Source organism: Alphaproteobacteria bacterium, from assembly GCA_020638555.1.
In the GTDB taxonomy this organism is placed as follows: domain Bacteria; phylum Pseudomonadota; class Alphaproteobacteria; order Bin95; family Bin95; genus JACKII01.
The window spans coordinates 1,229,327-1,256,080 of the sequence record JACKII010000001.1; the positions used below are offsets into that span (position 1 = coordinate 1,229,327).

A 26,754-nucleotide genomic window follows, 5' to 3' on the forward strand; every position below is an offset into this window, starting at 1 on the left:
GAATTGGATTCACCCTATATCTCCGGGTGTAGACAATCGGTCTTTAGGTCGTCGAGGAGGAGTGTTAGGGCAATGGCGGTAGCCGAAGCGCGCGAACCAAAAGTGCAAAGAAAGACAAGGGGAAAACCGAATTCGGTCGATGTCCATGTCGGAAACAGGGTTCGGCAGCGTCGGACCTTGCTGGGACTGAGTCAGGAACGGCTGGCCTCGGCGCTGGATCTGACCTTCCAGCAGGTTCAGAAATACGAACGCGGTGCGAATCGCATTGGCGCGGGGCGCCTTTACCAACTGGCGCGGGCCCTCGACGTGCCGGTCACGTATTTCTTCGAAGACATGGACGACGCCAGCTATCCGCCGTCAGCCTTGCACGAGGGGGCGGGGCCGTCCTACGAGGCCGATCCGATGTCGCAGCGCGAGACCCTGCTGCTGGTGCGCGCCTATTACGCCATTCCCGATCCCGCCGTGCGGCGGCGCATGCTGGACCTGATGCGGTCGATGGCGGGTGGTCCGCCGCGCGAAGATTGAGGCCGCGGGCGATTGTCGGCGGGCCGGGCGGGCCTGGGCGCGGTGATGGATTAAGCCATCGCGGCCTGCGGTTTGACCGCGGTTCGAGGCGCGTGCACTTGACGGCGGGCAACCACTTTAGGCAGAACAGGCGCCGCACGAGCGATGCGTGACCTCCGGGACGGAGTGCGCATCCGAGTTGCCGATATGACGCAAGGGGATATTCTGTGGCCCGATCTTCCTATCTTTTCACCAGCGAATCCGTTTCCGAAGGCCATCCGGACAAGATCTGCGACCGGATTTCGGACTCGATCGTCGATGCCTATCTGAGCACCGATCAGGCGGATTCCGTGCGCTGCGGCGTGGAAACGCTGGTAACCACCAACTATGTCTGCATCGCAGGCGAAACCCGCGGTCCCGCCAGTGTCGATCATGCACTGATGGAAAAGCTGGCGCGCCAGGCGATCCGCGACATCGGCTATGACCAGGACAACTTCCACTGGGAAAACGCCAAGGTCGATGTGCTGGTGCACAACCAGTCCGCCGACATTGCCCAGGGCGTCGACTCCTCGGGCAACAAGGACGAGGGCGCGGGCGACCAGGGCCTGATGTTCGGCTATGCCTGCAACGAGACCGAGCACCTGATGCCGGCGCCGATCCATTTCAGCCACGAAGTGCTGCGCCGCATGGCCGATGCGCGCAAGTCCGGCGCGGTCAAGGGGCTGGGGCCGGACAGCAAGAGCCAGTTTACGCTGGAATACCGCGACGGCAAGCCGGTGCGGGCGACCTCCATCGTCGTCTCCACCCAGCATGACGAGGCGCTCAGCACCAGCGATGTGCGCGAGATCGTGCGGCCGTTCGTAATGGACGTGCTGCCCGACGCCAGCTGGATGTGCCCGGAAGACGAGTTCTATGTGAACCCGACCGGCCGGTTCGTCATCGGCGGCCCGGACAGCGACGCGGGCCTGACCGGGCGCAAGATCATCGTCGACACCTATGGCGGTGCGGCGCCCCATGGCGGCGGCGCGTTCAGCGGCAAGGACCCGTCGAAGGTGGACCGGTCTGCGGCCTATGCGACCCGCTATCTGGCCAAGAATGTCGTGGCCGCCGGTCTGGCCGAGAAGTGCACGATCCAGGTCGCCTATGCGATCGGCGTCGCCAAGCCGCTGTCGCTCTATGTCGACACCCACGGCACCATCAAGGGCGGCGCCACCGAAGCGCGGCTGGAAGAGGTTCTGCCGACGCTGTTCGACCTGTCGCCGCGCGGCATTCGTCAGCACCTGAACCTGAACCGTCCGATTTACACGCCGAGCTCGTCCTATGGACATTTCGGCCGTCAGCCGACCGATAAGGGCCATTTCTCGTGGGAAAAGACGGACTTGGTGGATCGCCTGCTGAAGGCGCTCTGACCGGTTCCAGGCGAAGCGTTCACGGCCGCCGCATCGGGCGGCCCTTGCGCAAACGGGCGCAGCATGCGGTGGAAGATGTTCTGCCGCGGCTGCGCCTTTCGCTTCCGCAGACCGGTGGTTTCGACCCTGCCGCCGCCTTCGGCCGGCCGGTGCGGGCGGTTTGGCTGGAGATCGGCGCCGGCAATGGCAGCCATGCGGTCTGGCAGGCGGCCCGGAACCCCGATGTCGGCGTGATCGCGGTCGAGCCGTTCCTGAACGGCGTCGCGGCGCTGGTGGCGGCGGCCGCGGAGCAGGGGCTCGACAATATCCGGGTGCTGGACGACGACGCCCGGCTGCTGCTGGCGCGCCTGCCGGAGGCCAGCATCGCCCGAACCTTCATCCTGCATCCCGACCCCTGGCCGAAGCGCCGGCACTGGCGCCGCCGCATGGTCTGCGGGCCGGTTCTGGACCAACTGACGCGGCTGATGCCTGCGGGGGCGGAGTTGCGCGTCTCGACCGACGATGTCGGCTATCTGGTCTGGATGCTGCTTGTGTTGCGGCGGCATCCGGGCTTTGCCTGGGCGCCCCGGTCCGCCGACGACTGGCGCCGGGCTCCGGCCGATTGGCCGCAGACCCGGTTCGAGGAAAAGGGCCGGGCCGCGGGAAGGCCGCCCACCTATCTTTCGCTGCGGCGCAACGGCCGGCCGGCCGATGAACCTTGAAAGCCGATTAACCTTGAAATTGGCCGGCTGCAACGCTATACAAGATGCAGGACAGCGAACCGACGCTGACGCTCTCTATACCAACCCTATGGAGAGGGTGGGTCCCCATGGGCCCGCCCTGTTTTGTTATCGGGCCAGTGCTTTCGGTCGCGTGACGGCGCCGGCAGAGGCCAAACCACCCAGGAGTCCGAGTGGAACGGGGACCCAGACACATCGAAGACGCTCTCGCGCCGCAGGTGGAAGCCCTGGGCTTCGCGCTGGTGCGCGTGCGGTTTTTCGCCGGCCGGCGCCAGGTGTTGCAGATCATGATCGAGCGCGCGGACGGCAGCGATGTCACCGTGGACGATTGTGCCGCGGTCAGCCGGGCCGTCTCGCCGATTCTCGACGTGTTCGACCCGGTGGACGGCGCCTATGCGCTGGAAGTCTCCTCGCCCGGAATCGACCGGCCGCTGACCCGCCCGACGGATTTCGACCGCTTTGCCGGATTCGAGGCCAAGGTCGAACTGGCGGAAAGCCGGGGCGGGCGCCGCCGGTTCAAAGGGCTGTTGGTGGGGCTCGTGCCCGATGATATCGTCCGCCTTGACGTGGATGGGGAAACCGTGGATTTGCCGTTGGACGAGATCCAATCGGCCAAGCTGGTATTGACCGATGCTCTGATCGCCGCGCATCAAGCGGCCCGGTCGGACGTCGCGCCGGCGGATGAGGGAGTTCAATAACCATGGTGCAAATTCTCGGCGCCGAACTGCTGCAAGTGGCCGATGCCGCCGCGCGCGAAAAGGGCATCGACCGCGAGGAAGTGCTGGAGGCCATGGAGCAGGCGATCCAGCGCGCCGGTCGGTTCAAATACGGCCTGGAGCACGACATCCGCGCGGAAATCGACCGCAAGAGCGGCGACATCCGCCTGACCCGCCACCGCGAAGTGGTGGAGGACGGGGCGGAAATCGAAAACGAGGCCATGCAGATCCCGCTCTCGGCCGCCCGGCGCGAGAAAAAGGACGCGGCCATCGGCGACGAGCTCATCGACCGCCTGCCGCCGGTGGATTTCGGGCGCATCGCCGCGCAGACCGCCAAGCAGGTGATCGTGCAGAAGGTGCGTGAGGCCGAGCGCCTGCGCCAGTATCAGGAATATATCGACCGCGTCGGCGAGATCGTGAACGGCGTCGTCAAGCGGGTCGAGTTCGGCAATGTCATCGTCGACCTGGGCCGGGCCGAAGCCATTCTGCGCCGCGACGAGATCATCCCGCGCGAGCATTTTCGCCGCAACGACCGGGTGCGCGCCCTGATCTACGACGTGCGCGAGGAAACCCGCGGGCCGCAGATTTTTCTCTCGCGCACCAAGCCGGACTTCGTCCGCCGCCTGTTCGCGCAGGAAGTGCCGGAGGTCTATGACGGCATTATCGAGATCAAGGCCGCCGCCCGCGATCCGGGCAGCCGGGCGAAGATCGCCGTCATCTCCTACGACTCCTCCATCGACCCGGTCGGCGCCTGCGTCGGCATGCGCGGCAGCCGCGTCCATGCGGTCGTGAACGAGTTGCAGGGCGAGCGCATCGACATCATTCCCTGGTCGGAGAACCCGGCCACCTTCGTCGTCAACGCCCTGGCCCCGGCCGAGGCGGCCAAGGTGGTGATCGACGAGGACGACAACCGCATCGAAGTGGTGGTGCCGGACGACCAGTTGAGCCTGGCCATCGGCCGGCGCGGCCAGAATGTCCGCCTGGCGAGCCAGCTCACCGGCTGGTCGATCGATATTATGACCGAGGCGCAGGAATCCGAGCGCCGGCAGGAAGAGGTGCGTCTGCGCACCCAGGCCTTCATCGAAGACCTGGACGTGGACGATGTCATTGCCCATTTGTTGGTGGCCGAGGGCTTCAGTTCGGTCGAGGAAATCGCGTTCGTCGAACTGGACGAACTGACCGAGATCGAAGGCTTCGACGAGGAAATCGCCGAGGAGTTGCGCCGCCGCGCCCAGGATTTCGTCCTGGCCGAGCAGGAGCGGCTGACCCAGCGCATCCAGGAACTGCAAATTGCCGACGACCTGCTGGAGGTCGAGGGGCTTTCGCTGGCCATGCTGGTGAGGCTCGGCGAGGCGGGCGTGAACTGTCTGGATGATCTGGCGGATCTGGCGAGCGACGAACTGCGCTATATCGTCAATCCGGCAACGGAAACCGCGACGGTCGATCAGATTGCGCTTTTGGATGAAACGGCGCAGAGATTGGGTGCCGATACCAGCCCGATCGGAGCCGCGGAGGCTGATGCCATCATCATGGCGGCCCGCGCCCATTGGTTCGACGACGAGGATGCGCCGGAAGGCGATGGCGAGGATGCGCCGGAAGGCGACGGTTCGGCCGAGTCCGAGCCGGCAGCGGAATAGAAAGGTGGGCACTCGCGGATATGACAGCGGCAGTGCAGCAGCAAAACGATGCGCAGCGTGAGCGGCGCCCGACGACGGGCGGCGATGCGCCGACGCGTCGCTGCATCGTCAGCCGGCAACCGCGGCCGCGCTACGGTCTGATCCGGTTCGTCCTCGATCCGGACCGGACCGTTGTTCCCGATCTGGCGGAAGTGCTGCCCGGGCGTGGCCTCTGGGTTTCCGCGGATCGTGCAATCCTGGAAAAAGCCTGCAAGAATAACACCTTCGCGAAAGCGGCCCGCGGCCCGGCCACGGTGCCGGACGGGTTGGTCGCGACCGTGACGGACCTGTTGCGCGCGCGCTGTCTCGCCTGGCTTGGCCAGGCGCGGGGGGCCGGCCAGTTGCAGTCCGGGTTTTTCCAGGTGCGCGAGGCCCTGGCGCACGAAGGGGTTGCGGTGCTAATCGAAGCCGTGGACGGCGCGGCGAACGGCAAGGCAAAACTGGCGGGCGCCGCGCGTGGCCTGCCTCTCGTGGATTGGTTCACGGCCGTGGAACTGGGCAATGCCCTGGGCCGGGACCATCTGGTTCATCTGGCGTTGGCGCCAGGCAAATTGAGTGAGCGCTTCGTGCACGATGCGCTTCGGTACTCAGGCATGTTAGGCGGTCACCTTCAAGGCGCCGGCGGAGAGCAATAAGCAGATCATGGCAGACAAGACGATCGAGCGCGAATCTGGCAAACTGTCCCTTTCGAAGGGGAAGTTGGGCCTCTCCAAGGGTGGCGATGGCGGCAAGATCCGGCAGAGCTTCTCGCACGGCCGCACCAAGACCGTGACCGTCGAGGTCAAGCGCAAGCGGGCCGCGGGCGATAGCGGCGGCAAAGGCGGCCGCGGCGCCGGCGGGCTGAGCGACGAAGAGCGCGCGGCCCGTATCCGCGCCCTGCGCTCGTTGCAGAAAAGCGGCGAGGCCAGCGAGAAGGCGGCGCCGGCCAAGGCCGAGCCGGGGCCCCGCCCGTCCGATGACGCTGCCGAACGCCGGCGCCAGCTGGCGGAAGAGCGTGCGCGGCGCGAAGCCGAAGAGGCGGCCGCCATCGATGCCGCCGAGGCCGCGGCCCGTGCCCCGGCCCCGCCGGTCGAGCCGGCCAAGACGGAAGAGGTGACGGCCGAGGCCAAGCCCGTCGGGGAGGCCGAAGCGGCCGAGACGACCGCGGCCGCAGAGCCCGTCATGGCCGAGGAGCCGGTCGAGGCCGCGCCCGCCACGGCGGAGGAGCCGGTCGCCGCTGCCGCGCCGGAAGCCGAGACCGCCGCGCCGGAGCCGGAAGAGGCGAAGGCGCCGGCGGAGCTGACGGACGAAGAACGCGAATTGCGCGCCCTGCAGGAGGCCGAGGCCGAAGAGCGGCGCAAGCAGGAAGCCGATGCCGCCCGCCGGGCGCAGGAGGCCGCGCGGCACGAGGCCGAGGCCGCGCCCAAGCGCAAGAGCCGGTCCGGCCGCCGCGAAGAGGACGGGGCCGCCGAGGCGGTGTCGCCCGCCGATGCCATGCCGCCGGAGCCCGCCGCCAATCTCCGCTTTGCCGGTGGCCGTGCCGCCCCGACGGAGGAGGAAGACGGGCGCGGTCGTCGCGATGCCAAGCGCCCCGCCGCCGCGCGCACCCGTGGCGAGCCGCGGCGCCGCACCGGTCGCCTGACCATCACCCAGGCGCTCGACGAGGGAACGGTGGAGGAGCGGCAGCGCAGCCTGGCCTCCGTCCGCCGGGCCCGCGAGCGCGAACGCCAGCGCCAGCGCCAGTCTGGTGGAGAGCAGCAGAAGATCGTGCGCGACGTCGTCATTCCCGAGTTGATCACCGTGCAGGACCTCGCCAACCGCATGGCCGAGCGCGGCGCCGACGTCGTCAAGACCCTGATGCGCATGGGCGTGATGGCCTCGCTCAGCCAGACCATCGACGCGGACACCGCGGAACTGGTGGTGGCGGAGTTCGGCCACAATCTGCGCCGTGTCGCGGATTCCGACGTGGAGGAAGGCCTGGCCGGCCCGGCGGACGATGCGGCCGATCTGCGGCCGCGCCCGCCGGTCGTGACCATTATGGGCCATGTCGACCACGGCAAGACCTCGCTGCTGGACGCGCTGCGGTCCACCGACGTTGCCGGCGGCGAGGCCGGTGGCATCACCCAGCATATCGGCGCCTATCAGGTGCAGCTGGCCTCCGGCGACCGCATCACCTTCCTCGATACCCCCGGCCACGCCGCGTTCAGTGCGATGCGCTCGCGCGGTGCCAGCGTCACCGATTTGGTCATCCTGGTGGTGGCCGCCGATGACAGCGTGCAGCCGCAGACGGTGGAGGCGATCGCCCACGCCAAGGCCGCGGGCGTGCCGATGATCGTCGCGGTCAACAAGATCGACCGGCCCGACGTCAATCCGGAGCGGGTGAAACAGGACCTGTTGCAGCACGAGGTCGTGGCCGAGGACTTCGGCGGCGACGTCCAGTTCGTCAACGTGTCGGCCTTGAAGAAAATCGGCCTGGACGCGCTGGAAGAGGCGATCCTGCTCCAGTCGGAATTCCTGGAACTGACGGCCAACCCCGACCGGCCCGCCAACGGCATCGTCGTCGAGGCGAAGCTGGATCGCGGCCGCGGCTCGGTCGCCACCATTCTGGTGCAGCGCGGCACGATGCGCATCGGCGACTCCATCGTCGTCGGCAGCGAGTGGGGCCGGGTGCGTGCCATGGTCGACGAGCGCGGCCAGCAGTTGAAAGAGGCCGGCCCGTCCATGCCGGTGGAGGTTCTGGGCCTGCAGGGCACGCCCATGGCCGGCGACGAGGCCGTCGTGGTCGAGAACGAGGCGCGGGCGCGCGAGATTGCCGAATACCGGCAGCGGCTCGACCGCGACAAGCGCACCGCCGCGGCGGCGCGCGGTTCGCTGAACCAGATGTTCGACAAGCTGAAGGCCGGCGAGACCAAGGAATTGTCGGTCGTGATCAAGGCCGACGTGCAGGGCTCGCAGGAAGCCATTGTCGGCGCGCTGGAGAAGATGGGCAATGACGAGGTCAGCGTGCGCGTGCTGCACGCCGGCGTCGGCGGCATCAACGAATCCGACGTGACCCTGGCGGCGGCGTCCGAAGGCTTCATCGTTGGCTTCAATGTCCGCGCCAGCAAACAGGCGCGCGACCTGGCCAGCCGCGACGGCGTCGAGGTTCGCTACTACTCGATCATCTACGAGTTGATCGACGACATCAAAGCGGCGCTCAGCGACATGCTGGCCCCGATGATCCGCGAGCGCCAGATCGGCAATGCGGAAATCCGCGAGGTGTTCTCCATCACCAAGGTCGGCAAGATCGCCGGTTGCCGGGTCATCGACGGCATTGTCCGCCGTGGCTCCGGCGTCCGCCTGCTGCGCGACGATGTGGTGATCCACGAAGGCCGGCTTGCAACCCTCAAACACTTCAAGGATGACGTGGCAGAGGTGCGCGAAGGCTATGAATGCGGCATGTCGTTCGAGAACTACCAGGATATCCAGGTCGGCGACGTGATCGAATGCTTTGAGGTGGAAGAGGTTGCCCGCACGATCTAGCCGGCAGCGCCGGCGGGCCTCCGTTTCGAGGGGACCAAGCGCATGAGCCGCGCCAAACGCGCCGGTGTGGGCGCACCGGGCCCCTCGCAGCGGCAGTTGCGCATGGGCGAGCTGTTGCGCCATGCGCTGTCGGAGATCATGGCGCGCGGCGAGTTCCGCGACCCGGTCCTGGCCCACACCCACATCACCGTGACCGAGGTTCGCCCCTCGCCGGACCTGAAGAACGCGACCGTGTTCGTCACGCCCCTGGGCGGCGGCGACACGGCGGCGGTCGTGGCGGCGTTGCAGCATGCCCGCGGCTATCTGCGCGCCCAGATCGCCGGCATGATCGAGGCCAAGTTCACGCCCAACCTCTCGTTCAAGCCGGACACGTCGTTCGCGGCGGCCGAGCGCATCGAATCCCTGCTGGCGAAGGAGCGCGACTGATGGCCGGCCGGCGGCGCAAACAGAAATCGCACGTCAACGGCTGGCTGATCGTCGACAAGCCGTCGGGGATCACCTCGACCGGGGTGTGCAACGTGGTCAAGCGCCTGGCGAAGGGCGCCAAGACCGGCCATGGCGGCACGCTCGACCCGCTGGCGACCGGCGTGTTGCCGATTGCCTTTGGCGAGGCGACCAAGACGGTGCCCTATGTCATGGACGGGCGCAAAATCTACCGATTTGCCGTGCGCTGGGGCGAGGCGCGCGACACCGACGACGCGGAAGGCCAGGTGACCGCGACCAGCGAGGTCCGCCCGGACCAGGCGGCGATCGAGGCGGTGCTGCCGCGCTTCGTCGGCGAGGTCGAACAGGTGCCGCCGGCCTATTCCGCGATCAAGGTGGGCGGCCAGCGGGCCTATGACCTGGCGCGCGAGAACCAGGCGGTGGAACTGGCGGCGCGCGTGGTGGAGATCGACCGGCTCGAACTCGAGTCGATTCCCGACGCCGATCATGCGGTGTTTTTGGCCGAATGCGGCAAGGGCACCTATATGCGCAGCCTGGCCCGCGACATCGCGCTGGCGCTGGGCACGGTCGGTCATGTGACGGCGCTGCGTCGAATCGCCGTTGGACCGTTCCACGAAGACACCGCCCACCCTCTGGCCAAATTCGAGGCCGTGGGTCATATAGACCAAGATTCACCAGAATTGCTTCCGGTGGAGACCGCGCTGGCCGACATCCCGGCGCTGGCCGTTTCCGGAAGCGAAGCCGCCGGGTTGAGGCAAGGCCGCCCCGTGGCGCTGTTCCGCAGAAGCGATCTCGACCGGGTGGCGGATTTCGAGGATGGCGACATCCTCCGCGCCGTCTGCGACGGGGTCACGGTTGCGCTCGTGCGTCTCGAGGAAGGGCAGGCCCAGCCCATGCGGATCATCCACCAGCCGCGACGAAAGGATATCGCGGCCGGTACAACGATGGAAGGACAAGACGATGTCGATCACGCCTGAGCGTAAGCAGGAACTGATCCAGGAATACGGCCGCGTCGAAGGGGACACCGGTTCGCCGGAAGTCCAGGTCGCGATCCTGACCGAGCGGATCAAGAACCTGACCGAGCACCTGAAAGAGCACAAGAAGGACGTGCACTCGCGGCGCGGCCTGCTGATGCTGGTTGGCCAGCGTCGCAGCATGCTGGACTATGTCCGCCGCAAGGAAGAGGCTCGCTACCGCAGTTTGATTCAACGTCTCGGTTTGCGCCGGTAACCCCGGAAAACGGCGCCGGGCAAGGGTCCGGCGCCGCATGATGTAAGGATGAAGACCCGATGTTTGATATTGTCCGCAAAGAAATAAACTGGGCGGGGCGCACCCTCACCCTGGAAACGGGCCGCATGGCCCGCCAGGCCGATGGGGCCGTTTTGGCGACCTATGGCGGCACCACGGTCCTGTGCACCGCGGTGGCGGAAACGAAGCAGCGCCCCGGGATCGATTTTTTCCCTTTGAGCGTTCACTACCAGGAAAAAGCCTATGCGGCCGGCAAGATTCCCGGCGGCTTTTTCAAGCGTGAGGCCCGGCCGAGCGAGAAGGAGGTGCTCACCTCCCGCCTGATCGACCGGCCGATCCGCCCCCTGTTTGCCAAGGGTTTCCGCAACGAGACCCAGGTCATCTGCACCGTGCTGGCGCACGACATGGAGAACGATCCCGACATCGTCGCCATGGTCGGCACCAGTGCCGCGCTCACCATTTCCGGCATTCCGTTCCTGGGCCCGATCGGCGGCGCCCGCGTGGCGGAGATCGGCGGCGAGCTGGTGCTGAACCCGACCCTGGACCAGGTGAAGGAAAGCGCCCTCGACCTGGTCGTGGCCGGCACCAATGCCGGCGTGCTGATGGTCGAGTCGGAAGCGCAGGAACTCTCGGAAGCCCGCATGCTGGAGGCCGTGATGTTCGGCCACCGCGGCTTCCAGCCGGTGATCGACGCCATCATCGACCTGGCCGAGGAATCGGCGAAGGAGCCGTGGGAAGCGCCGGCGGAGGCCGACGGCACCGCGGCCCTGCGCACCCGTCTGGCCGAACTGGCCGGCGACGGCCTGCGCAACGCCTACCAGATCGCCGGCAAGACCGAGCGGCAGGATGCGGTGGCGGCGACCAAGTCCGCCGCAATGCAGACGATTGCCGCCGAAGACGGCGATGCGGAAGTGGCCGCCGGCCTGTTCAAGGAGCTGGAAAGCGACATCGTTCGCGGCGGCATTCTCGACACCGGCAAGCGGATCGACGGCCGCACCACGGTCGACATCCGGCCGATCGTGCCGGAAGTGGGCGTGCTGCCCCGGGCCCACGGTTCGGCGCTGTTCACCCGCGGCGAGACCCAGGCGCTGGTGATCGCCACGCTCGGCACCGCCCAGGACGAGCAGATCATGGATGCGCTGGCGGGCGAATACCGCGAGCACTTCCTGCTGCACTACAACTTCCCGCCCTTCTCGGTGGGCGAGGCGGGCCGTTTCGGCGCGCCGGGTCGCCGCGAAATCGGCCATGGCAAGCTTGCCTGGCGGGCGGTGCGGCCGCTGCTGCCGAAGAAGGAAGACTTCCCCTACACGCTGCGCGTCGTCTCGGAAATCACCGAGTCGAACGGCTCGTCCTCCATGGCCACGGTTTGCGGCACCTCGCTGGCGCTGATGGATGCGGGCGTGCCGCTGAAGCGGCCGGTGGCCGGCATCGCCATGGGCCTGATCAAGGAAGGCGACCGGTTCGCCGTGCTCTCGGATATTCTCGGCGACGAGGATCATCTGGGCGACATGGACTTCAAGGTCGCCGGCACCGAGACGGGCGTGACCTCGCTGCAGATGGACATCAAGATCACCTCGATCACCGAGGAGATCATGCAGGTGGCGCTGAACCAGGCGCGTGACGGCCGCATGCACATTCTGGGCGAAATGGCCCGGGCCATCGGCGATGCCCGGACCGAGGTCAGCCAGAACGCACCGCGCATCACCACCATGAAGATCAGCAAGGACAAGATCCGCGACGTGATCGGCACCGGTGGCAAGGTGATCCGCGAGATCGTCCAGGAAACCGGCGCCAAGGTGGATATCGAGGACGACGGCACGATCAAGATCGCCAGCGTCGATTCCGATGCCGCCCAGCGCGCCATCGACTGGATCCGCGGCATCGTTGCGGAGCCGGAAGTGGGCGTGATCTATGACGGCAAGGTCGTGAAGATCATGGACTTCGGCGCGTTCGTGAACTTCCTCGGACCGCGCGACGGCCTCGTTCATATCAGCGAGTTGAAGAACGAGCGCGTGAAGTCGGTTGCGGATGTCGTCAGCGAAGGCCAAATGGTGAAGGTCAAATGCCTCGGCATCGATGACCGCGGCAAGGTCAAGCTGTCCATGAAGGCGGTGGATCAGGATACCGGCGAGGATCTGACCGCCGCGCCGGCCGACGCCTGATCCCCGGTCACGACCGTCGTTGAAAGGGTCTGCCCTGTGGGCTTTGAGTTGAAACAGGTTCGTCTCTCGGGACGCGATGCCCTGCCGCTGGTCGAAGGCGGCAAGGGGATCGCGGTCTCCAACGGGGAAAGTTCCGGCGCCTGGGCCGCCACCGGCGGCGTCGGCACCTTCTCCGGCGTCAATGCGGATTCCCGCGACGACGCCGGCAACCTGATGTCCCAGGACTATCTGGGCAAGACCCGGCGCGACCGGCATGACGAACTGGTGGCCCACGCCGTGCGCGGGGCCGTGTACCAGGCCCGCGTCGCTTACGAGCGGGCGGCGGGCGCCGGTCCGATCCACATGAACGTGCTGTGGGAGATGGGCGGCGCCGAGCGGGTGTTGCATGGCGCATTGCAGGGGGCGGCCGGTCTGATCGACGGCGTGACCTGCGGCGCCGGCATGCCCTATCGCGTGGCGGAGATCGCTGCGTCCTACGGCGTTTACTACTACCCGATCGTGTCGTCGGCTCGCGCCTTCCGCGCGTTGTGGAAGCGGGCCTATCACCGCTTCCCCGATCTGCTGGGCGGTGTGGTCTACGAGGATCCCTGGCGGGCGGGCGGCCATAACGGCCTCTCGAACAGCGAGGATCCAGAGGCGCCGGAAGACCCGAAGCCCCGGGTGCGCGAATTGCGCAAGGTCATGAACGAGGCCGGCCTGCACGACACGCCGGTGATCATGGCCGGCGGGGTCTGGCGGCTCGACGAATGGGCCGACTGGATGGATGACCCGGAGATCGCGCCGGTGGCCTTCCAGTTCGGCACCCGGCCGCTGCTGACCCAGGAAAGCCCGATTTCGGACCTGTGGAAGCAGCGCCTGCTGACCTTGAACGAAGGCGACGTCTATCTGAACCGGTTCAGCCCCACCGGCTTCTATTCCTCGGCGGTCCACAACGAGTTTCTGGAGGAATTGCGCGAGCGCAACGACCGCCAGATCGCGTTCTCCAGCGAGCCGGTCGGCGACCACGACACGGCGTTTGCCATGGGGCCGCGCGGCCGCAAGGTCTATGTCACCGCCGAAGACCTGCAACGGGCCGAGGCCTGGCAGGAGCAGGGCTTTACCGAGGGGATGCGCACGCCGGATTCGACCCTGATGTTCGTCGATCTGGAAACCCGCAACCAGATCTTGACCGACCAGATCGAATGCATGGGCTGCTTGTCCGCCTGCCGGTTTTCGAACTGGGCGGAGAACGAGGCCGGAACCACCGGGCGCAAGACCGACCCCCGCTCCTATTGTATTCAGAAGACGTTGCAGACCATCGCCCATGGCGGCGAGCCGGATATGCAGTTAATGTTTGCCGGCCACAACGCCTATCGGTTCTCGACCGATCCGTTTTATGCGAACGGCTATATCCCGACCGTTAGGTCGTTGGTTGAGCGGATAAAAACCGGCGCCTAGCCTGGCTGCGGCCGGCCAAAATGGCATTATTCTTATTTTCGTCGTTGGACAACAACCTCAACAATGTGTATACATTGTTGAGGTTTGGCGTATGGGCGTCCGACCGAGAGTCAGACGGTGGGGATGAAAAATGACGGCGAAAAGCTATAGCGAGGTCATCGATCGTTTGCGTCAGGCGGGGTTGCGGCCGACACGGCAGCGGATCGGACTGGGCAAACTGCTGTTCGCCGGCGAGCATCGGCATGTGACCGCCGACCAATTGCATATTGAGGCGGAGCGTTCGGGCCTCTCGGTGTCGCTTGCCACGGTGTACAACACGCTGCACCAGTTCCGGAATGCTGGCCTGCTGCGCGAGGTGGTGGCCGAGCCGGGGCGCTCGTATTTCGACACCAACACCGAGGCGCATCATCATTTCTTCAATGTGTCCGAAGGGGCGCTGATCGACATTCCGGCAGCGGATGTCGACCTGCCTTCGCTACCGGTTCCGCCGGATGGCATGGGGGTCGACCGGGTGGATATCGTCATTCGGGTTCGCAATCTCACATAGATTTTCAATAAGTTGCAGAAATATTTAGAACAATTCTATATTGACATTCCCGCGGGAAGCGACCAAATTGATTGAGTGTGGGCCAGTCTGTGGCTCGGTCCACGCGGGAATTGGTCCACTATCGCATAAGGAACGTCACCCATGTCGTTGAAGGGCACAAAGACCGAAGGTAATCTGAAAGAGGCGTTTGCCGGGGAATCGCAGGCCAACCGCCGCTATCTCTATTTCGCCCAGAAGGCTGACGTCGAAGGCTACAACGATGTCGCCGCCGTGTTCCGCTCCACCGCCGAAGGCGAGACCGGCCACGCGCACGGCCATCTGGAATTCCTGGAGGAAGTGGGCGATCCGGCCACCGGCCTGCCGATCGGCGGCACCGACAAGAACCTGAAGGCCGCCGTCGCCGGCGAAACGCACGAATACACCGACATGTATCCGGGCATGGCGCGCACGGCCCGCGAAGAGGGCTTCGACGAGATCGCCGATTGGTTCGAAACCCTGGCGAAGGCCGAGCGCAGCCACGCCGGCCGTTTCCAGAAGGCTCTGGACGACCTCGCCTAAGACGGCGCCGGTCGAAAGACCCCTGGCGGGGCCGCGGCGTGCGTGCCCCGCCACTCTTGTTTTGCATCCGTTGGAATCGTGAACAGCAGGTAGGGAGCCGGCACCCTCTGGCGTGTCCGGCAGGAGCGAGCAATGGCTGAAGGCAGTTTGGAAGCCCCCGTCCGTCACCCGGTGCCGTGGCAGGACGCCGATTTCACCGACCCCGCGGCGATCGATGCGGAATTGCGTCGGGTGTTCGACATCTGCCATGGCTGCCGGCGGTGTTTCAATCTGTGCGACTCGTTCCCGACCCTGTTCGACCTGGTCGACGAGGCGCCGTCGATGGAATTGGACACGGTCGACAGCAAGGATTTCAAGGGCGTGGTCGACGGTTGCACGCTCTGCGACATGTGTTTCCTGACCAAGTGCCCGTATGTGCCGCCGCACGAGTTCAACATCGATTTCCCGCACCTGATGCTGCGCTATCGCTATGCGGAGTTCCAGAAAAGCGGCGTGCCGTTCGGCGAGAAGCAACTGACCGAAACCGACCGCAACGCCGCGCTGGCGCGGATCGCGCCCGGCATCTGCAACTGGGCCAGCCGCGAGGGCAACGGGCTGACCCGGCCCCTGCTGGAAAGCACCATGGGCGTGCACCGCGACGCGGCACTGCCGGAATACGCCGCCAAGCCGCTGACCGCCCAGGCCAAGGCGAAGCCGCCGGTGCGCGACGGGTCGGCGCCGGCCGCCGGCCGCAAGGCTCTGGTGTTCGCCACCTGCTTTGCCGAGCACAACCGCACCGAAACCGGCACGGCGGCGCTGGCCATCCTGGCCAAGAACGGCGTCGAGGCGGAACTGATCTATCCCATGTGCTGCGGCATGCCCCAGCTGGAGCATGGCGACATCGCCAATGTGGCGGACCGCGCCCGCAAGGTGGCGGCGCAGTTGCGGCCGCAGGTCGATGCCGGCCTGCCGGTGATCGGCCTGGTGCCGTCCTGCACGCTGATGCTGAAATTCGAGTGGCCGCTGCTGGTGCCGGACGACGACAACGTCCAGGCGCTGTCGGCGGCGACCAAGGATATCAGCGAATACATCGTCGACATCGCCAAGACCGAAGGGCTGGCCGCGGGGCTGGCGCCGCTGGATGGCAGCGTCACCGTTCACATCGCCTGCCATGCCCGCGCCCAGAATATGGGCCAGAAGGCGGCCGAGCTGCTGCGGCTGATCCCCGAGATCGACCTGAAGGTGATCGAGCGGTGCTCCGGCCATGGCGGCTCGTGGGGCATCATGAAACAGCATTTCGAGGTGGCGCTGAAAGTGGGGAAGCCGGTGGCGCGGCAGGCGGTGAAGAACGCCAAGGAGGCGCCGGGACGGCACTATGTCGTCTCCGAATGCCCGCTGGCCGGCATGCACATCGCCCAGGGCATGGGCCTGATCGAAGCCGGGGCCCGCGTCGAGGATGCGCCGCACCCGGTTGAGTTGTTCGCCCGTGCCTATGGGCTCGCCTGAACCGATTGGACAGAGAAGGTCAACAAGCGCGATGCCACAGAAACAGATCACGCGCGCCGACGTGATGCCGTTGGCGGACTACGAGGCCATCCGCAAGCCGAAGCGCAAGGAAATGGCGGCGCTGAAGAAGACGCGGCGCATGGAAGTCGGCCCGTTCTGCACCTTTTATTTCGAGAGCTTCGCCACGATGTGGCACCAGATCCACGAGATGCTGGCGATCGAAAAGGGCGGCGAGGCGCAGATTGCCGACGAACTCGACGCCTACAACCCGCTGATCCCCCAGGGCTCGGAACTGGTGGCGACGGTGATGTTCGAGATCGACGACGAGGTGCGGCGCAAGAATGTGCTGAACCGCCTCGGCGGTGTCGAGGACACCATGTTCATCGAGCTCGGCGGCGAACGGGTCATGAGCCGGGCCGAGGTCGATGCGGACCGCACCACGGCGGAGGGCAAGGCGTCCTCGGTCCAGTTCGTGCATTTCGATTTCTCGCCGGCGCAGATCGCGGCGTTCAAGACGGCCGGCACCCAGGTTCTGGTCGGCGTCGCGCACGAGAATTACGGCCATATCGCCGTCATGCCGGAAGCCACCCGCGCCGCACTGGCAACCGATTTCGACTGATCGGGCCACTTGTTCCCCGGACGGTGCGGAGCGCCGATCCGGGGCCGCTCGCTGCGTGCGAACACGGGCGGGGACGGTGTTCGAAGGATGACGCCGATCCCGGCCCTCGCCTCCGGCTCGGCCGGGAAACAGGAGGCTCAGCCGAGCGGCACTGCGGCGCCATCCTGCCAGACATGGCTGCACCCGAGGCGGCGGGCCTCATGGGCGGCGTCTGTCGCCGGCTCCAGGCCGATGACGGTCCACCAGCCCTCTGCCTGCCGCGCGCGACGGTCGGCGCTGGTGGTTCCCGCCGGCAGATACAGCCGGCGGGTCGGCGCCGGCGGATCGAGCGCGCGCATCACCTTGTCCAGATAGAGCGTGGCGCCGGTCGCGGTTTCCCCCGCATGGCCGGGCGCCGTCGCCCAATAGCGGCCGCCGCGGCCCAGTTCGCCGTTGAGGCCGCGGGCGAACAGCGAAAAGCTGATGCCGCTGTGATACTCGAAGCCGCGATGCTCCACCGGGTCGAGGGTCACTTCCAGGTCCGGCAGGCTTTCGGCCAGCAGCGGCAGCAGCGCCTCCGCCGGCGCCAGGGCCTCCCGTGCCGCGGCCGGCAGGTCCAGCGCCTTCAGCGCCTTCAGAGCGGCCGCCGCCGGGCCTGCCGTCGCCATGACCGCGGCCAGCAGCGGGGCCGCCGTGCCGGTCAGGCGCTCGACCGAGGCCTGGTCCTTGCGGTTGAGGGCCTCGCGCAGGTCGTGCGAAACCGCATCGCCCGCCACCAAGGCCGGCAGCAGGGCAGGGGCGAGCACAGGCAGGCTCAGGTCCACGGTCAGGCCCTTGACGCCGAGGGCGGTCAGGGCTTCGACCGCCACGGTGATCGCCTCGGCGTCCGCCGCCACGCTCTCGCAGCCGATCAGTTCCAGGCCGGCCTGGCGAAACTGCCGGTCCGCCCGCAACTGGTCGCCGGTGACGCGCAACACGGTGCCATTGTAGCAAAGGCGCAGCGGTCGGGGCCAGCCGCTCAGGCGGGTGGCCGCGATCCGCGCGATTTGCGGGGTGATGTCGGCGCGCACGGCCATGGTTCGCTGCGAGACCGGGTCGACCAGGCGGAAGGTCTTGTCGACCATCGCCGCGCCGGGGCCGGTCAGCAGCGAGGCTTCGAACTCCACCAGCGGCGTCGACACCTGGCGATAGCCGTTCTGGCGAAACCGGGACAGCAGGCTTTCGGTGACGAAGGCCTCGTGCTCGGCTTCGGGCGGCAGGGTGTCGCGCAGGCCGCTGGGCAGCAGGGCGGTGCTTTCGGTCATGGCGGAGATGTTCCGGCTTCCGGGCGTTGGCCGCCGTTCTAACGGCTACAGCAATTTCCAGCGAGGCGGAATCGCCGCGCGACCCCGAAATTGCGGCAATAAACGGCGCTAGGACGGCGCTGGCAAGCGCTTCAGAACCGCAGCACCTTGGCCTGGATCACGCCATCCACGCCGGCGATCTCCGCCGCCACCGCATCGGAGCACGGCTCGTCGATCTCGACCAGGGCCAGGGCGTGGCCGTTGGCCGGCGAGCGCCCCAGGTGGAAGTTGGCGATATTGACGTTGGCATTGCCGAGAATGGTGCCGAGCTTGCCGATGAAGCCGGGCTTGTCCTCGTTGCGGATGAACAGCATGTGCGAGCCGAGCTGGGCGTCGAAATTGATGTCCTGCACCTCGACCACCCGCGGCATGGTGCCGAACAGGGCGCCGGCGACGGCGCGGGTCTGGCGCTCGGTCTCGACCGTGACGCGGATCAGCGACTGGAAGTCGCCGGACTGGTCGTTCTTGACCTCGGTCACGTCGATATTGCGCTCGCGCGCGATCACCGGCGCGTTGACCATGTTGACGCTGTCCAGCAGCGGCCGCAGCAGGCCCATCAGCACCAGGGCCGACAGCGGCCGGGTGTTCAGCTCCGCCACATGGCCGCGGTATTCGATGGTCAGCTTGCGCAGGCCGCTTTCGGTCAACTGGCCGGCAAAGCTGCCCAGCTGCTCGGCCAGGCCCATGAAGGGCTTCAGGCGCGGCGCTTCCTCGGCGCTGATCGACGGCATGTTGAGCGCGTTCGACACCGCGCCGGTCAGCAGATAGTCGCTGATCTGCTCGGCCACCTGGAGGGCGACGTTCTCCTGCGCCTCTTCCGTGCTGGCGCCCAGATGCGGCGTGGTCACGACATTGTCGAGGCCGAACAGCACGTTCTCGCGCGCCGGCTCCTGCACGAACACGTCGAAGGCGGCGCCGGCCACATGGCCATCCTTCAACGCGGCCGCCAGGTCCTCTTCCACCACCAGGCCGCCGCGGGCGCAGTTGATGATGCGCACGCCCGGCTTGCACCGGGACAGGGTTTCGGTGTTGAGCAGGCCGCGGGTCTGCTCGGTCATGGGCGTGTGCAGGGTGATGAAATCGGCCCGGCGCAGCAACTCCTCGAACTCGACCTTTTCCACGCCCAGATCGGCGGCGCGCTCCGGCGAGAGGAAGGGGTCGAACGCGATGACGCGCATGCGCAGGCCCAGCGCGCGCTCGGCGACGATGGTGCCGATATTGCCGCAGCCGACCACGCCCAGGGTCTTGGCGTACAGTTCGACGCCCATGAATTTCGATTTTTCCCACTTGCCCGCCTGGGTGGAGCGGTCGGCGGCGGGAATCTGGCGCGCCAGCGCGAACATCATGGCGATGGCGTGCTCGGCGGTGGTGATGGTGTTGCCATAGGGCGTGTTCATCACGACGATGCCGCGGGCGGTCGCCGCCGCCTGGTCGACATTGTCGACGCCGATGCCGGCGCGGCCGACCACTTTCAGATTGGTCGCCTTTGCCAGCAGATCGGCGGTGACCTTGGTGGCGGACCGGATGGCGAGGCCGTCATAATCGCCGATGATGGCGGCCAGTTCGTCCGGCTTCAGGCCGACCTTGCGGTCGACCTCGATGCCGCGCTCCCGGAAAATCTCGGTGGCGCGCGGGCTCAGATCGTCGGAAATCAGAACTTTGGGCATGGGGGATTTATCCCTTCAACAGATCGGCTTTGACGGCGGCGAAGGCCCAGTCCAGCCAGGGCAGCAGCGCGGCCACGTCGTCGGGCTCCACCGTGCTGCCGCACCAGATGCGGAGGCCGGGCGGGGCGGCGCGATAGCCGTTGATGTCATAGGCGATGCCGGCGGCGTCCAGGCGCTTGGCCATCAGACCCGGCACCTCGGCGGCCTTGTCGCCCAGCTCCGGGTCGTTGACCGTCAGGCAGACCGAGGTGCAGGACCGGGTCGCGGCCAGTTTCGGCAGGAAGGCCGCCCATTGGGTCCGCTCGACCCAGGCCGCGATATGCGCGAGCGACTGTTCGGACCGGGCCTGACAGGCCGGCTGGCCGCCGATCGCTTCCATCCAGTCGAGCGCGTCCAGCGCATCCTCGACGCAGAGCATGGAGGGCGTGTTCATGGTCTCGCCGCGGAAAATGCCCTCGGTCAGCTTCGCGCCCTTGGTCAGGCGGAACACTTTCGGCAGCGGCCGCGGCGGCGTGAAGGTTTCCAGCCGCTCCACGGCGCGCGGGCTCAGCACCAGCATGCCGTGCGCGGCCTCGCCGCCCATGGCCTTCTGCCAGGACCAGGTCACGACATCCAGCTTGTCCCACGGCAGGTCCATGGAGAAGGCGGCCGACGTGGCGTCGCAAATGGTCAGCCCCTCGCGGTCGGCGGCGATCCAGTCGCCGTTCGGCACGCGCACGCCGGAGGTGGTGCCGTTCCAGACGAACACGGTATCGCGCTTCGGGTCCACCTGGGCCAGGTCCGGCAGGTCGCCATAGCCGGCCTGCAACACGCGCACGTCGTCCAGATGCAGTTGCTCCTGAATGTCGCCCATCCAGTCCTTGGAGAAGCTCTCCCAGACCAGCACGTCGACGCCGCGGGCGCCCAGCATGGACCAGAGCGCGATCTCGACCGCGCCGGTGTCGGAGGCGGGGACGATGCCGATGCGGTAGTCGTCGGGAATGCCCAGAATCGCGCGGGTCTTGTCGATCACCGCGGCCAGCTTGGCCTTGCCGGGACCGGAGCGATGGGACCGGCCGACCAGGGCGCCGGCCAGGGCGGACGGGGACCAACCGGGGCGCTTGGCGCAGGGGCCGGAGGAAAAGTTCGGGTTGGCAGGCTTGATCGAAGGCTGCTGCATAATGCCAAACCTTTTTTGGAGGGACCGTTCACGGTCACCGCGGTTGCGCGGTCAGAGAGTTCCGTATCGCGGAATGCGGCGAACCCTAGAAGGGGCTTGCCGAAATATCAACATGGTGCACCGCAACACCTATGCGGCGGGCCGTAGCAGGACCAAAGGCGCGAGAGCAGGGCGTGATTTGTCGCAGCGATTCCGGGCCACCGGATTCGCTGCGGCGGCGCGCATGTCATAGGATGGTGGCGAGGCCCGATCGCAGAGCGGCAAGGGCCTTGCGGTTTCAAGCGGTTGCCGAAGTTATCCCACGAGGCGTGCGTTCGTGACGGATCGACTTGCGCGCCGGTGCCGTTTACATCTTCTGCCTTACAAATGGCCCTTTTAGCGTGGCAGTCTCAAACGACATGCTGCAGGCGGAACCAACCCGAACGATGGCGTCCAGTCAACCTTTTGCAATCCGCGGTACGAATTTCAACATGGTGGTGCTGCAACTGCGCGACGGTGCGCCGGATGTGGTGTTGCCGGCGTTGGAGCGGCTGATCCAGCAGTCGCCGGCCTTCCTGCGCGACTCGCCCGTCGTGCTGGGCCTCGACGATTTGAAGGCGGAGGGGCGACAGCCCGATTTCGCCGGCCTGGCGGAAGGGTTGCGCGGCCTGCGTCTCGTGCCCGTCGGCACCACTGGCGGCTCCGGCATCTTGCGCCAGGCGGCGGCTGCGGCCGGTCTGGCCCAGCTCAGCAAGGGGCAGCAACTGTTCCGGCCCAAGGGCAATGCCGCCGCAGCGGCCGAGACGCCGCCGCCGGCCGCGCCGGCCGCGCCGGTTGCGCCGGTCGTGGCGGCCCCGCCTCCGGTTGCTGTCCCGGAGCCCGAGCCCCAACCGACCGCCTTGCCGGCCGCGGAGAGCGAGCCGTCGGCGGAACCGGGGCAGACCGCCCTTGTCATCACCCAGCCCCTGCGGGCCGGTGCGCGCGTCTATGCCAAGGGCCGCGACGTGATCTGCATCGCCACCGTCAATCCCGGGGCGGAGATCATCGCCGACGGCCATGTGCACGTCTATGGCACCCTTCGCGGCCGGGCCATTGCCGGGGCTGCCGGCTTTGAGGGGGCGCGAATTTTCGCACTCAATTTCGATCCGGAACTGGTCTCTATTGCAGGACTCTATCGGGTGCGGGACGATCTCGACCCGGCCATGATCGGCCAGCGTCTTCTGGTCAGCCTGCAGGGCGACGAGATGCGGTTGACGCCCCTCGGCTGACGGATGCCGCAGGATAACGCACGTTGAAGGAGAAAGGCACGATGTCTGAAGTCGTCGTCGTCACATCGGGCAAAGGCGGGGTCGGCAAGACGACCACCAGCGCGGCCTTGGCCACCGGCCTGGCCATGCGCGGTCACAAGACCGTGGTGGTCGATTTCGATGTCGGCCTGCGCAATCTCGACCTGATCATGGGCTGCGAACGCCGGGTGGTGTTCGACATCATCAACGTGATCCAGGGCGAAGCGAACCTGAAGCAGGCCCTGATCCGCGACAAGCGGGTCGAAAATCTCTGGATCCTCCCCGCCTCCCAGACCCGCGACAAGGATGCCCTGACGCGGGAAGGGGTCGAGGCCATCCTGAACGAACTGCGCGAGACCTTCGACTATATCGTCTGCGACAGCCCGGCGGGGATCGAGCGCGGCGCGCATCTGGCGCTGTATTTCGCGGACCGGGCGATTGTCGTCACCAATCCGGAAGTCTCCAGCGTGCGCGATAGCGACCGCATTCTGGGCGTGCTCGCCAGCCGCTCGAAGCGCGCGGAGGACGGTCTGGACCCCGTCAAGGAACACCTTTTGCTGACCCGCTACGACGCGGCCCGAGTCGAGCGCGGCGAGATGCTGAAGGTCGAGGACGTGCAGGATATCCTGGCGATCCCGCTGCTGGGCATCGTGCCCGAGAGTTCGAGCGTGCTCCAGGCCTCGAACCAGGGCGTGCCGGTCATTCTCGAAGACGCCTCGACCGCCGGGCGCGCCTATGCCGACGCGGTCGGCCGCTTTCTGGGCGAGGACATTCCGCACCGTTTCCTGTCGCCCGAGAAAAAGGGCTTGTTCAGCCGCTTGTTCCGAGGTGCCGCATGAGCCTGCTGGATATCTTCCGCGCCAACAAGCGGGCCAAGCCGTCCGCCGACATGGCCCGCGACCGCCTGCAAATCGTGCTGGCGCACGAACGCATCAGCCGGGACGGCGACGACTTCCTGCCGCGCCTGCAAAAAGAGCTGATGGATGTGATCGCCCGCTATGTGGCGGTCGACCAGAAGAAGGCGCTGGTGAAGCTCGACCGGGGCGAAGACGTCTCGACCCTGGAAATCGAGATCGAACTGCCGAGCCCGGATGTGCGCACCCGGCGGACCGAATCCCTGCCGCAACGGGCGGCCTCGAACGGGTAGGGCCCGGCTCGGCCGCGTTCGGCGGCGGCGGCGGCAGGCTATGCCGCTATGCTGCTATGCCGCCAGGCCGAGCCCGTCCGTCCCCGCGCCGCAAATGACGGCCACCACCGTCTCGTCGGCGGCGGGCCGGTGGCGGCCGGTCATGAGTGCGGCCAGGGAGGCGGCGCCCGCCAGTTCCGCCGCGACGCCGGTCTCGAACCACAGCCATTCGGCCGCCCGGCGCATTTCCTCGTCCGTGACCAGCACCATCCGGTCCACATGGGCGGCGATCAGGTCCAGGTTGATCGGCATGGAGCGCCGCGGCGCCAGCGAGCCCGAGGCGGTCTCAATCGCATCCAACGTGACCAACGCCCCGGCCTTCAGGCTCTCATAGAGCGTCGGCGCGCCGGTGGGCTCGACCCCGACAATGCGGATGCCGGGGCGGATCGCCTTGGCGGCCGCGGCAATGCCGGCGATCAGGCCGCCACCGCCGATGGCCACCACCAGCGTGTCCGCGTGCGGCACCTGGCGCAGGATTTCCAGGCCCAGCGTGCCCTGGCCGGCGATGACTTCCGGGTCGGCGAACGGGTGCACATAGGCGAGGCCGCGCGCCTGTTGCGCCGCCAGCGCGGCTTCCTGGGCCTCGTCCCAGACCCGGCCGGTCACCGTCACCTCCGCGCCCCACTGGCGGAGTTTCTGCACCTTGGCCGCCGGCGTGCTTTCCGGCACGAAAATCGCCGCCGGCACGCCGGCGCTGGCGGCGGCATAGGCGACGGCCAGGCCGTGATTGCCGCCGGACGCCGTCACCAGGCCGCGCCGGCGGGCGTTCGCGTCGAGGGTGGCGAGCTTGTTGCTGGCGCCGCGCGCCTTGAAGCTGCCGGTGACTTGCAGGCATTCCAGCTTCAGCAGCAGCCGGCCCGCATCCAGCACCGGCCCGCGCATCGGCTGCGGGTCCAGCACCGGCGTTTCGCGCACCCGGCCCCGGATGCGTTGGGCCGCGGCCTCGATCATGGCCAGATCGACGGGATGGTCGCTCATGGTGCGCTGGCCTCCCGCCCGATCAGTGCGAGCCATTCCTCCTCGCTCAGCAGGGCGAGGCCCAGATCGGCGGCCTTCTTGGCCTTGCTGCCGGCGTCGGCGCCGACCACCACATAGTCGGTCTTTTTCGAGACGCTGCCGGCCACTTTGGCGCCCAGGGATTCCGCCGTGGCCTTGGCCTCGGCCCTGGTCATGCGTTCCAGCGTGCCGGTGAAGACGACGGTCTTGCCGCTCACCGCCGACTCCTGCACCGCTTCCGGCGCCTCCAGGGTGACATACCGGGCCAGGTCGGCGATCACGTCCCGGTTGTGCCGTTCCGCGAAAAACGCCAGCAGGTCCGTCGCCATATCCGCGCCCATCTGGTCGATGGCGATCAGGTCGGCATAGGCCTCGCTTTCCGGGTCCTGTGCGGCCTCCATCGCCTGCGTCAGCGCCTCCAGCGAGCCATAGTGCCGGGCCAGCAGGCGCGAGGTCGCCTGGCCGATCTGGCGAATGCCGAGCGCGAACAGGAACCGCTCCAGCGGCCACACCCGCCGGTCCTCGACGGCGGCGAGCAGGTTGTCGACCGACTGTTCGCCCCAGCGCTCGCGCTGGATCAGATCGGCGCGGCGGTCCTTCAGGCGGAAAATGTCGGCCGGCGAGCGCACGATGCCGTCCGCCCACAATTCCTCGATCCGCTTGGTGCCCAATCCCTCGATATCGAAGGCGTTGCGCGAGACGAAATGCTTCAGCCGCTCCACCGCCTGGGCCGGGCAGATCAGGCCGCCGGTGCAGCGCCGGATCGCCTCGCCCTCCGGCCGCACGGCCTCGCTTTTGCAGACAGGGCAGGTGTGCGGGAATGCGTAGGGCTCCAGACCCTCCGGCCGCTTCTCCAGCACCACGCGCACCACCTGCGGGATGACGTCGCCGGCGCGCTGGATCACCACCGTGTCGCCGGGGCGGATATCCTTGCGGGCGATTTCGTCCTCGTTGTGCAGGGTGGCGTTGGTGACGGTGACGCCGCCGACGAACACGGGCGCCAGGCGCGCCACCGGGGTCAGCGCGCCGGTGCGGCCCACCTGGATGTCGATCTTTTCCAGTTTGGTTTCGGCCTGTTCGGCGGGAAATTTGTGCGCGATGGCCCAGCGCGGCGCGCGGCTGACCTGGCCCAACCGCTCCTGCCAGTCCAGCCGGTCGACCTTGTAGACAATGCCGTCGATGTCGTGGTCGAGGCGCGGGCGCCGGTCCAGCAGGCTGTCATAGGCCGCCAGCAATTCCTCGGCGCTCTCGCAACGCCGCGAATGCTCGTTCACCGGCAGCCCCCAGGCGGCGAGCCGGTCGAGCAGGCCGGTGTGCGTGTCGGCAATCGGCGCCGTGACCTCCCCCAGCGAATAGGCGAGGAAGCTCAACTCCCGCTCGGCGGTGATGCTGGGGTCGAGCTGGCGCAGCGAGCCCGAGGCGGCGTTGCGCGGGTTCACGTAGAGCGGCAACTCCGCCTTGGCCCGGCGCTCGTTCAGGCGGGCGAAGGCGCCGTGGCTCATATAGGCCTCGCCGCGCACCTCCAGCACGTCCGGCGCGCCGTCGATCTCGCCGGGAATGTCGGCGAGCGTGCGGGCGTTGGCGGTGATGTCCTCGCCCTCGGTGCCGTCGCCGCGGGTGGCGGCCTGCACCAGCCGGCCGCGCTCGTAGCGCAGCGAGAGCGACAGGCCGTCGATCTTCGGCTCGGCCACCACCGCCAGTTCTTCCGCCTCCGCCAGGCCCAAAAAGCGGCGGATGCGGGCGAGGAAGTCGCGCACGTCTTCCTCGTCGAAGGCGTTGGCGAGCGACAGCATCGGCCGGGCGTGCCGCACCTTGGCGAAGCCTTCCACCGGCGCCGATCCCACCCGCTCGCTGGGGCTGTCCGCGCGCTTCAGAGCGGGAAAACGATCCTCGATGGCCTGGTTGCGCAGGCGCAGCGCATCATAGGCCGCATCCTCGATTTCCGGGGCGGAGTCCGCATAATAGCGCCGGTCGTGATGCGCGATCTCATCGGCCAGCCGGCGCAGTTCCTCCGCGGCTTCGGGCTCGGTCAGGTCCTCGACGGGCTTGCGGTTGGGGCTCACGGGCGGTGCTCTGGCGCTGGGGGAAATTCGCCGTCGTGCGTAGCACAGCCGCCGCCGATCAAGCCAGCCCG

At 67.3% G+C, this 26,754-nt stretch carries 24 protein-coding genes; 19 read left to right on the forward strand and 5 right to left on the reverse strand.

Annotation, left to right across the window (positions count from 1 at the left end; translation table 11 throughout):
* Nucleotides 1-72 precede the first annotated feature (72 nt).
* The 16 genes from H6844_05665 (at nucleotide 73) to H6844_05740 (ending at nucleotide 17,025) form a co-directional block, all read left to right on the forward strand.
* Nucleotides 73-525 (forward strand): helix-turn-helix transcriptional regulator, encoded by a 453-nt coding sequence (locus H6844_05665; protein MCB9928887.1) that lies wholly within the window; start codon nucleotides 73-75, stop codon nucleotides 523-525.
* A gap of 206 nt (nucleotides 526-731) precedes the next feature.
* Entirely contained in the window at nucleotides 732-1,913 is a 1,182-nt protein-coding gene (locus tag H6844_05670; protein ID MCB9928888.1) for a methionine adenosyltransferase, read from the forward strand.
* Nucleotides 1,868-2,614: a tRNA (guanosine(46)-N7)-methyltransferase TrmB gene (gene trmB / locus H6844_05675; GenBank protein MCB9928889.1), complete on the forward strand. Its 747-nt coding sequence runs from the start codon at nucleotides 1,868-1,870 to the stop codon at nucleotides 2,612-2,614. The genes H6844_05670 and trmB overlap by 46 nt, the downstream gene beginning before the upstream one ends.
* Before the next feature lie 191 nt (nucleotides 2,615-2,805).
* Complete coding sequence (rimP, locus tag H6844_05680) at nucleotides 2,806-3,330, forward strand: ribosome maturation factor RimP (GenBank protein MCB9928890.1); 525 nt, start codon at nucleotides 2,806-2,808, stop codon at nucleotides 3,328-3,330.
* A gap of 2 nt (nucleotides 3,331-3,332) precedes the next feature.
* Nucleotides 3,333-4,985, forward strand: coding sequence for a transcription termination/antitermination protein NusA (gene nusA / locus H6844_05685; protein MCB9928891.1), 1,653 nt, complete (start codon nucleotides 3,333-3,335; stop codon nucleotides 4,983-4,985).
* A gap of 20 nt (nucleotides 4,986-5,005) precedes the next feature.
* Nucleotides 5,006-5,659 carry an RNA-binding protein gene (locus H6844_05690; GenBank protein ID MCB9928892.1) on the forward strand — a complete coding sequence of 218 codons (654 nt, stop codon included), beginning with the start codon at nucleotides 5,006-5,008 and terminating at the stop codon, nucleotides 5,657-5,659.
* 7 nt (nucleotides 5,660-5,666) lie between these two features.
* Nucleotides 5,667-8,525 carry a translation initiation factor IF-2 gene (infB, locus tag H6844_05695; GenBank protein MCB9928893.1) on the forward strand — a complete coding sequence of 953 codons (2,859 nt, stop codon included), beginning with the start codon at nucleotides 5,667-5,669 and terminating at the stop codon, nucleotides 8,523-8,525.
* A 42-nt stretch (nucleotides 8,526-8,567) separates the two neighbouring features.
* Nucleotides 8,568-8,951 (forward strand): 30S ribosome-binding factor RbfA, encoded by a 384-nt coding sequence (gene rbfA / locus H6844_05700; protein MCB9928894.1) that lies wholly within the window; start codon nucleotides 8,568-8,570, stop codon nucleotides 8,949-8,951.
* Nucleotides 8,951-9,946: a tRNA pseudouridine(55) synthase TruB gene (gene truB / locus H6844_05705; protein ID MCB9928895.1), complete on the forward strand. Its 996-nt coding sequence runs from the start codon at nucleotides 8,951-8,953 to the stop codon at nucleotides 9,944-9,946. The genes rbfA and truB overlap by 1 nt, the downstream gene beginning before the upstream one ends.
* Entirely contained in the window at nucleotides 9,930-10,199 is a 270-nt protein-coding gene (rpsO, locus tag H6844_05710; protein MCB9928896.1) for a 30S ribosomal protein S15, read from the forward strand. The genes truB and rpsO overlap by 17 nt, the downstream gene beginning before the upstream one ends.
* 59 nt (nucleotides 10,200-10,258) lie before the next feature.
* Nucleotides 10,259-12,379 (forward strand): polyribonucleotide nucleotidyltransferase, encoded by a 2,121-nt coding sequence (pnp, locus tag H6844_05715; GenBank protein ID MCB9928897.1) that lies wholly within the window; start codon nucleotides 10,259-10,261, stop codon nucleotides 12,377-12,379.
* Between the two features lie 36 nt (nucleotides 12,380-12,415).
* A complete protein-coding gene (locus H6844_05720) occupies nucleotides 12,416-13,816 on the forward strand; it encodes a nitronate monooxygenase (protein MCB9928898.1) in 1,401 nt (466 codons plus the stop codon).
* Between the two features lie 130 nt (nucleotides 13,817-13,946).
* Nucleotides 13,947-14,363, forward strand: coding sequence for a transcriptional repressor (locus H6844_05725; GenBank protein MCB9928899.1), 417 nt, complete (start codon nucleotides 13,947-13,949; stop codon nucleotides 14,361-14,363).
* Nucleotides 14,364-14,504: 141 nt separating this feature from the next.
* A complete protein-coding gene (locus H6844_05730) occupies nucleotides 14,505-14,921 on the forward strand; it encodes a rubrerythrin (GenBank protein MCB9928900.1) in 417 nt (138 codons plus the stop codon).
* 132 nt (nucleotides 14,922-15,053) lie between these two features.
* Complete coding sequence (locus H6844_05735) at nucleotides 15,054-16,406, forward strand: glycerol-3-phosphate dehydrogenase (protein ID MCB9928901.1); 1,353 nt, start codon at nucleotides 15,054-15,056, stop codon at nucleotides 16,404-16,406.
* Nucleotides 16,407-16,437: 31 nt separating this feature from the next.
* Nucleotides 16,438-17,025: a DUF3501 family protein gene (locus tag H6844_05740; protein ID MCB9928902.1), complete on the forward strand. Its 588-nt coding sequence runs from the start codon at nucleotides 16,438-16,440 to the stop codon at nucleotides 17,023-17,025.
* A 137-nt stretch (nucleotides 17,026-17,162) separates the two neighbouring features.
* On the opposite strand, the gene H6844_05745 is transcribed toward H6844_05740, so the two are convergent.
* The 3 genes from H6844_05745 to H6844_05755 all read right to left on the reverse strand — a co-directional run bounded on the left by H6844_05745 (nucleotide 17,163) and on the right by H6844_05755 (nucleotide 21,173).
* Nucleotides 17,163-18,308 (reverse strand): ATP phosphoribosyltransferase regulatory subunit, encoded by a 1,146-nt coding sequence (locus H6844_05745; GenBank protein MCB9928903.1) that lies wholly within the window; start codon nucleotides 18,306-18,308, stop codon nucleotides 17,163-17,165.
* Nucleotides 18,309-18,439: 131 nt separating this feature from the next.
* A complete protein-coding gene (locus H6844_05750) occupies nucleotides 18,440-20,014 on the reverse strand; it encodes a phosphoglycerate dehydrogenase (GenBank protein ID MCB9928904.1) in 1,575 nt (524 codons plus the stop codon).
* A 7-nt stretch (nucleotides 20,015-20,021) separates the two neighbouring features.
* Nucleotides 20,022-21,173: a phosphoserine transaminase gene (locus tag H6844_05755; GenBank protein MCB9928905.1), complete on the reverse strand. Its 1,152-nt coding sequence runs from the start codon at nucleotides 21,171-21,173 to the stop codon at nucleotides 20,022-20,024.
* 425 nt (nucleotides 21,174-21,598) lie between these two features.
* On the opposite strand from H6844_05755, the gene minC reads away from it, so the two are divergent.
* Genes minC through minE form a run of 3 tightly spaced genes read left to right on the forward strand, consistent with a single transcriptional unit; the run spans nucleotide 21,599 to nucleotide 23,585 of the window.
* Complete coding sequence (minC, locus tag H6844_05760; GenBank protein MCB9928906.1) at nucleotides 21,599-22,420, forward strand: septum site-determining protein MinC; 822 nt, start codon at nucleotides 21,599-21,601, stop codon at nucleotides 22,418-22,420.
* Nucleotides 22,421-22,461: 41 nt separating this feature from the next.
* Nucleotides 22,462-23,277, forward strand: coding sequence for a septum site-determining protein MinD (minD, locus tag H6844_05765; GenBank protein ID MCB9928907.1), 816 nt, complete (start codon nucleotides 22,462-22,464; stop codon nucleotides 23,275-23,277).
* Nucleotides 23,274-23,585, forward strand: a complete 312-nt coding sequence (gene minE / locus H6844_05770) for a cell division topological specificity factor MinE (GenBank protein MCB9928908.1) — start codon at nucleotides 23,274-23,276, stop codon at nucleotides 23,583-23,585. Before minD ends, minE begins: the two co-directional genes overlap by 4 nt.
* Nucleotides 23,586-23,639: 54 nt before the next feature.
* Here minE and H6844_05775 read toward each other — a convergent pair whose 3' ends face one another.
* Nucleotides 23,640-24,602, reverse strand: a complete 963-nt coding sequence (locus H6844_05775) for a pyridoxal-phosphate dependent enzyme (GenBank protein MCB9928909.1) — start codon at nucleotides 24,600-24,602, stop codon at nucleotides 23,640-23,642.
* Nucleotides 24,599-26,683, reverse strand: a complete 2,085-nt coding sequence (gene ligA / locus H6844_05780) for an NAD-dependent DNA ligase LigA (GenBank protein MCB9928910.1) — start codon at nucleotides 26,681-26,683, stop codon at nucleotides 24,599-24,601. Before ligA ends, H6844_05775 begins: the two co-directional genes overlap by 4 nt.
* Nucleotides 26,684-26,754 lie beyond the last annotated feature (71 nt).

What these genes read in the sequence shown, in the direction of transcription:
- H6844_05665 (MCB9928887.1), top strand. Translation starts at nt 73, where the DNA reads ATGGCGGTAGCCGAAGCGCGCGAACCAAAAGTGCAAAGAAAGACAAGG.
- nusA (MCB9928891.1), top strand. Translation starts at nt 3,333, where the DNA reads ATGGTGCAAATTCTCGGCGCCGAACTGCTGCAAGTGGCCGATGCCGCC.
- H6844_05690 (MCB9928892.1), top strand. Translation starts at nt 5,006, where the DNA reads ATGACAGCGGCAGTGCAGCAGCAAAACGATGCGCAGCGTGAGCGGCGC.
- infB (MCB9928893.1), top strand. Translation starts at nt 5,667, where the DNA reads ATGGCAGACAAGACGATCGAGCGCGAATCTGGCAAACTGTCCCTTTCG.
- rbfA (MCB9928894.1), top strand. Translation starts at nt 8,568, where the DNA reads ATGAGCCGCGCCAAACGCGCCGGTGTGGGCGCACCGGGCCCCTCGCAG.
- truB (MCB9928895.1), top strand. Translation starts at nt 8,951, where the DNA reads ATGGCCGGCCGGCGGCGCAAACAGAAATCGCACGTCAACGGCTGGCTG.
- rpsO (MCB9928896.1), top strand. Translation starts at nt 9,930, where the DNA reads ATGTCGATCACGCCTGAGCGTAAGCAGGAACTGATCCAGGAATACGGC.
- pnp (MCB9928897.1), top strand. Translation starts at nt 10,259, where the DNA reads ATGTTTGATATTGTCCGCAAAGAAATAAACTGGGCGGGGCGCACCCTC.
- H6844_05725 (MCB9928899.1), top strand. Translation starts at nt 13,947, where the DNA reads ATGACGGCGAAAAGCTATAGCGAGGTCATCGATCGTTTGCGTCAGGCG.
- H6844_05730 (MCB9928900.1), top strand. Translation starts at nt 14,505, where the DNA reads ATGTCGTTGAAGGGCACAAAGACCGAAGGTAATCTGAAAGAGGCGTTT.
- H6844_05735 (MCB9928901.1), top strand. Translation starts at nt 15,054, where the DNA reads ATGGCTGAAGGCAGTTTGGAAGCCCCCGTCCGTCACCCGGTGCCGTGG.
- H6844_05740 (MCB9928902.1), top strand. Translation starts at nt 16,438, where the DNA reads ATGCCACAGAAACAGATCACGCGCGCCGACGTGATGCCGTTGGCGGAC.
- H6844_05745 (MCB9928903.1), bottom strand. Translation starts at nt 18,308, where the DNA reads ATGACCGAAAGCACCGCCCTGCTGCCCAGCGGCCTGCGCGACACCCTG.
- H6844_05750 (MCB9928904.1), bottom strand. Translation starts at nt 20,014, where the DNA reads ATGCCCAAAGTTCTGATTTCCGACGATCTGAGCCCGCGCGCCACCGAG.
- H6844_05755 (MCB9928905.1), bottom strand. Translation starts at nt 21,173, where the DNA reads ATGCAGCAGCCTTCGATCAAGCCTGCCAACCCGAACTTTTCCTCCGGC.
- minC (MCB9928906.1), top strand. Translation starts at nt 21,599, where the DNA reads ATGGCGTCCAGTCAACCTTTTGCAATCCGCGGTACGAATTTCAACATG.
- minD (MCB9928907.1), top strand. Translation starts at nt 22,462, where the DNA reads ATGTCTGAAGTCGTCGTCGTCACATCGGGCAAAGGCGGGGTCGGCAAG.
- minE (MCB9928908.1), top strand. Translation starts at nt 23,274, where the DNA reads ATGAGCCTGCTGGATATCTTCCGCGCCAACAAGCGGGCCAAGCCGTCC.
- H6844_05775 (MCB9928909.1), bottom strand. Translation starts at nt 24,602, where the DNA reads ATGAGCGACCATCCCGTCGATCTGGCCATGATCGAGGCCGCGGCCCAA.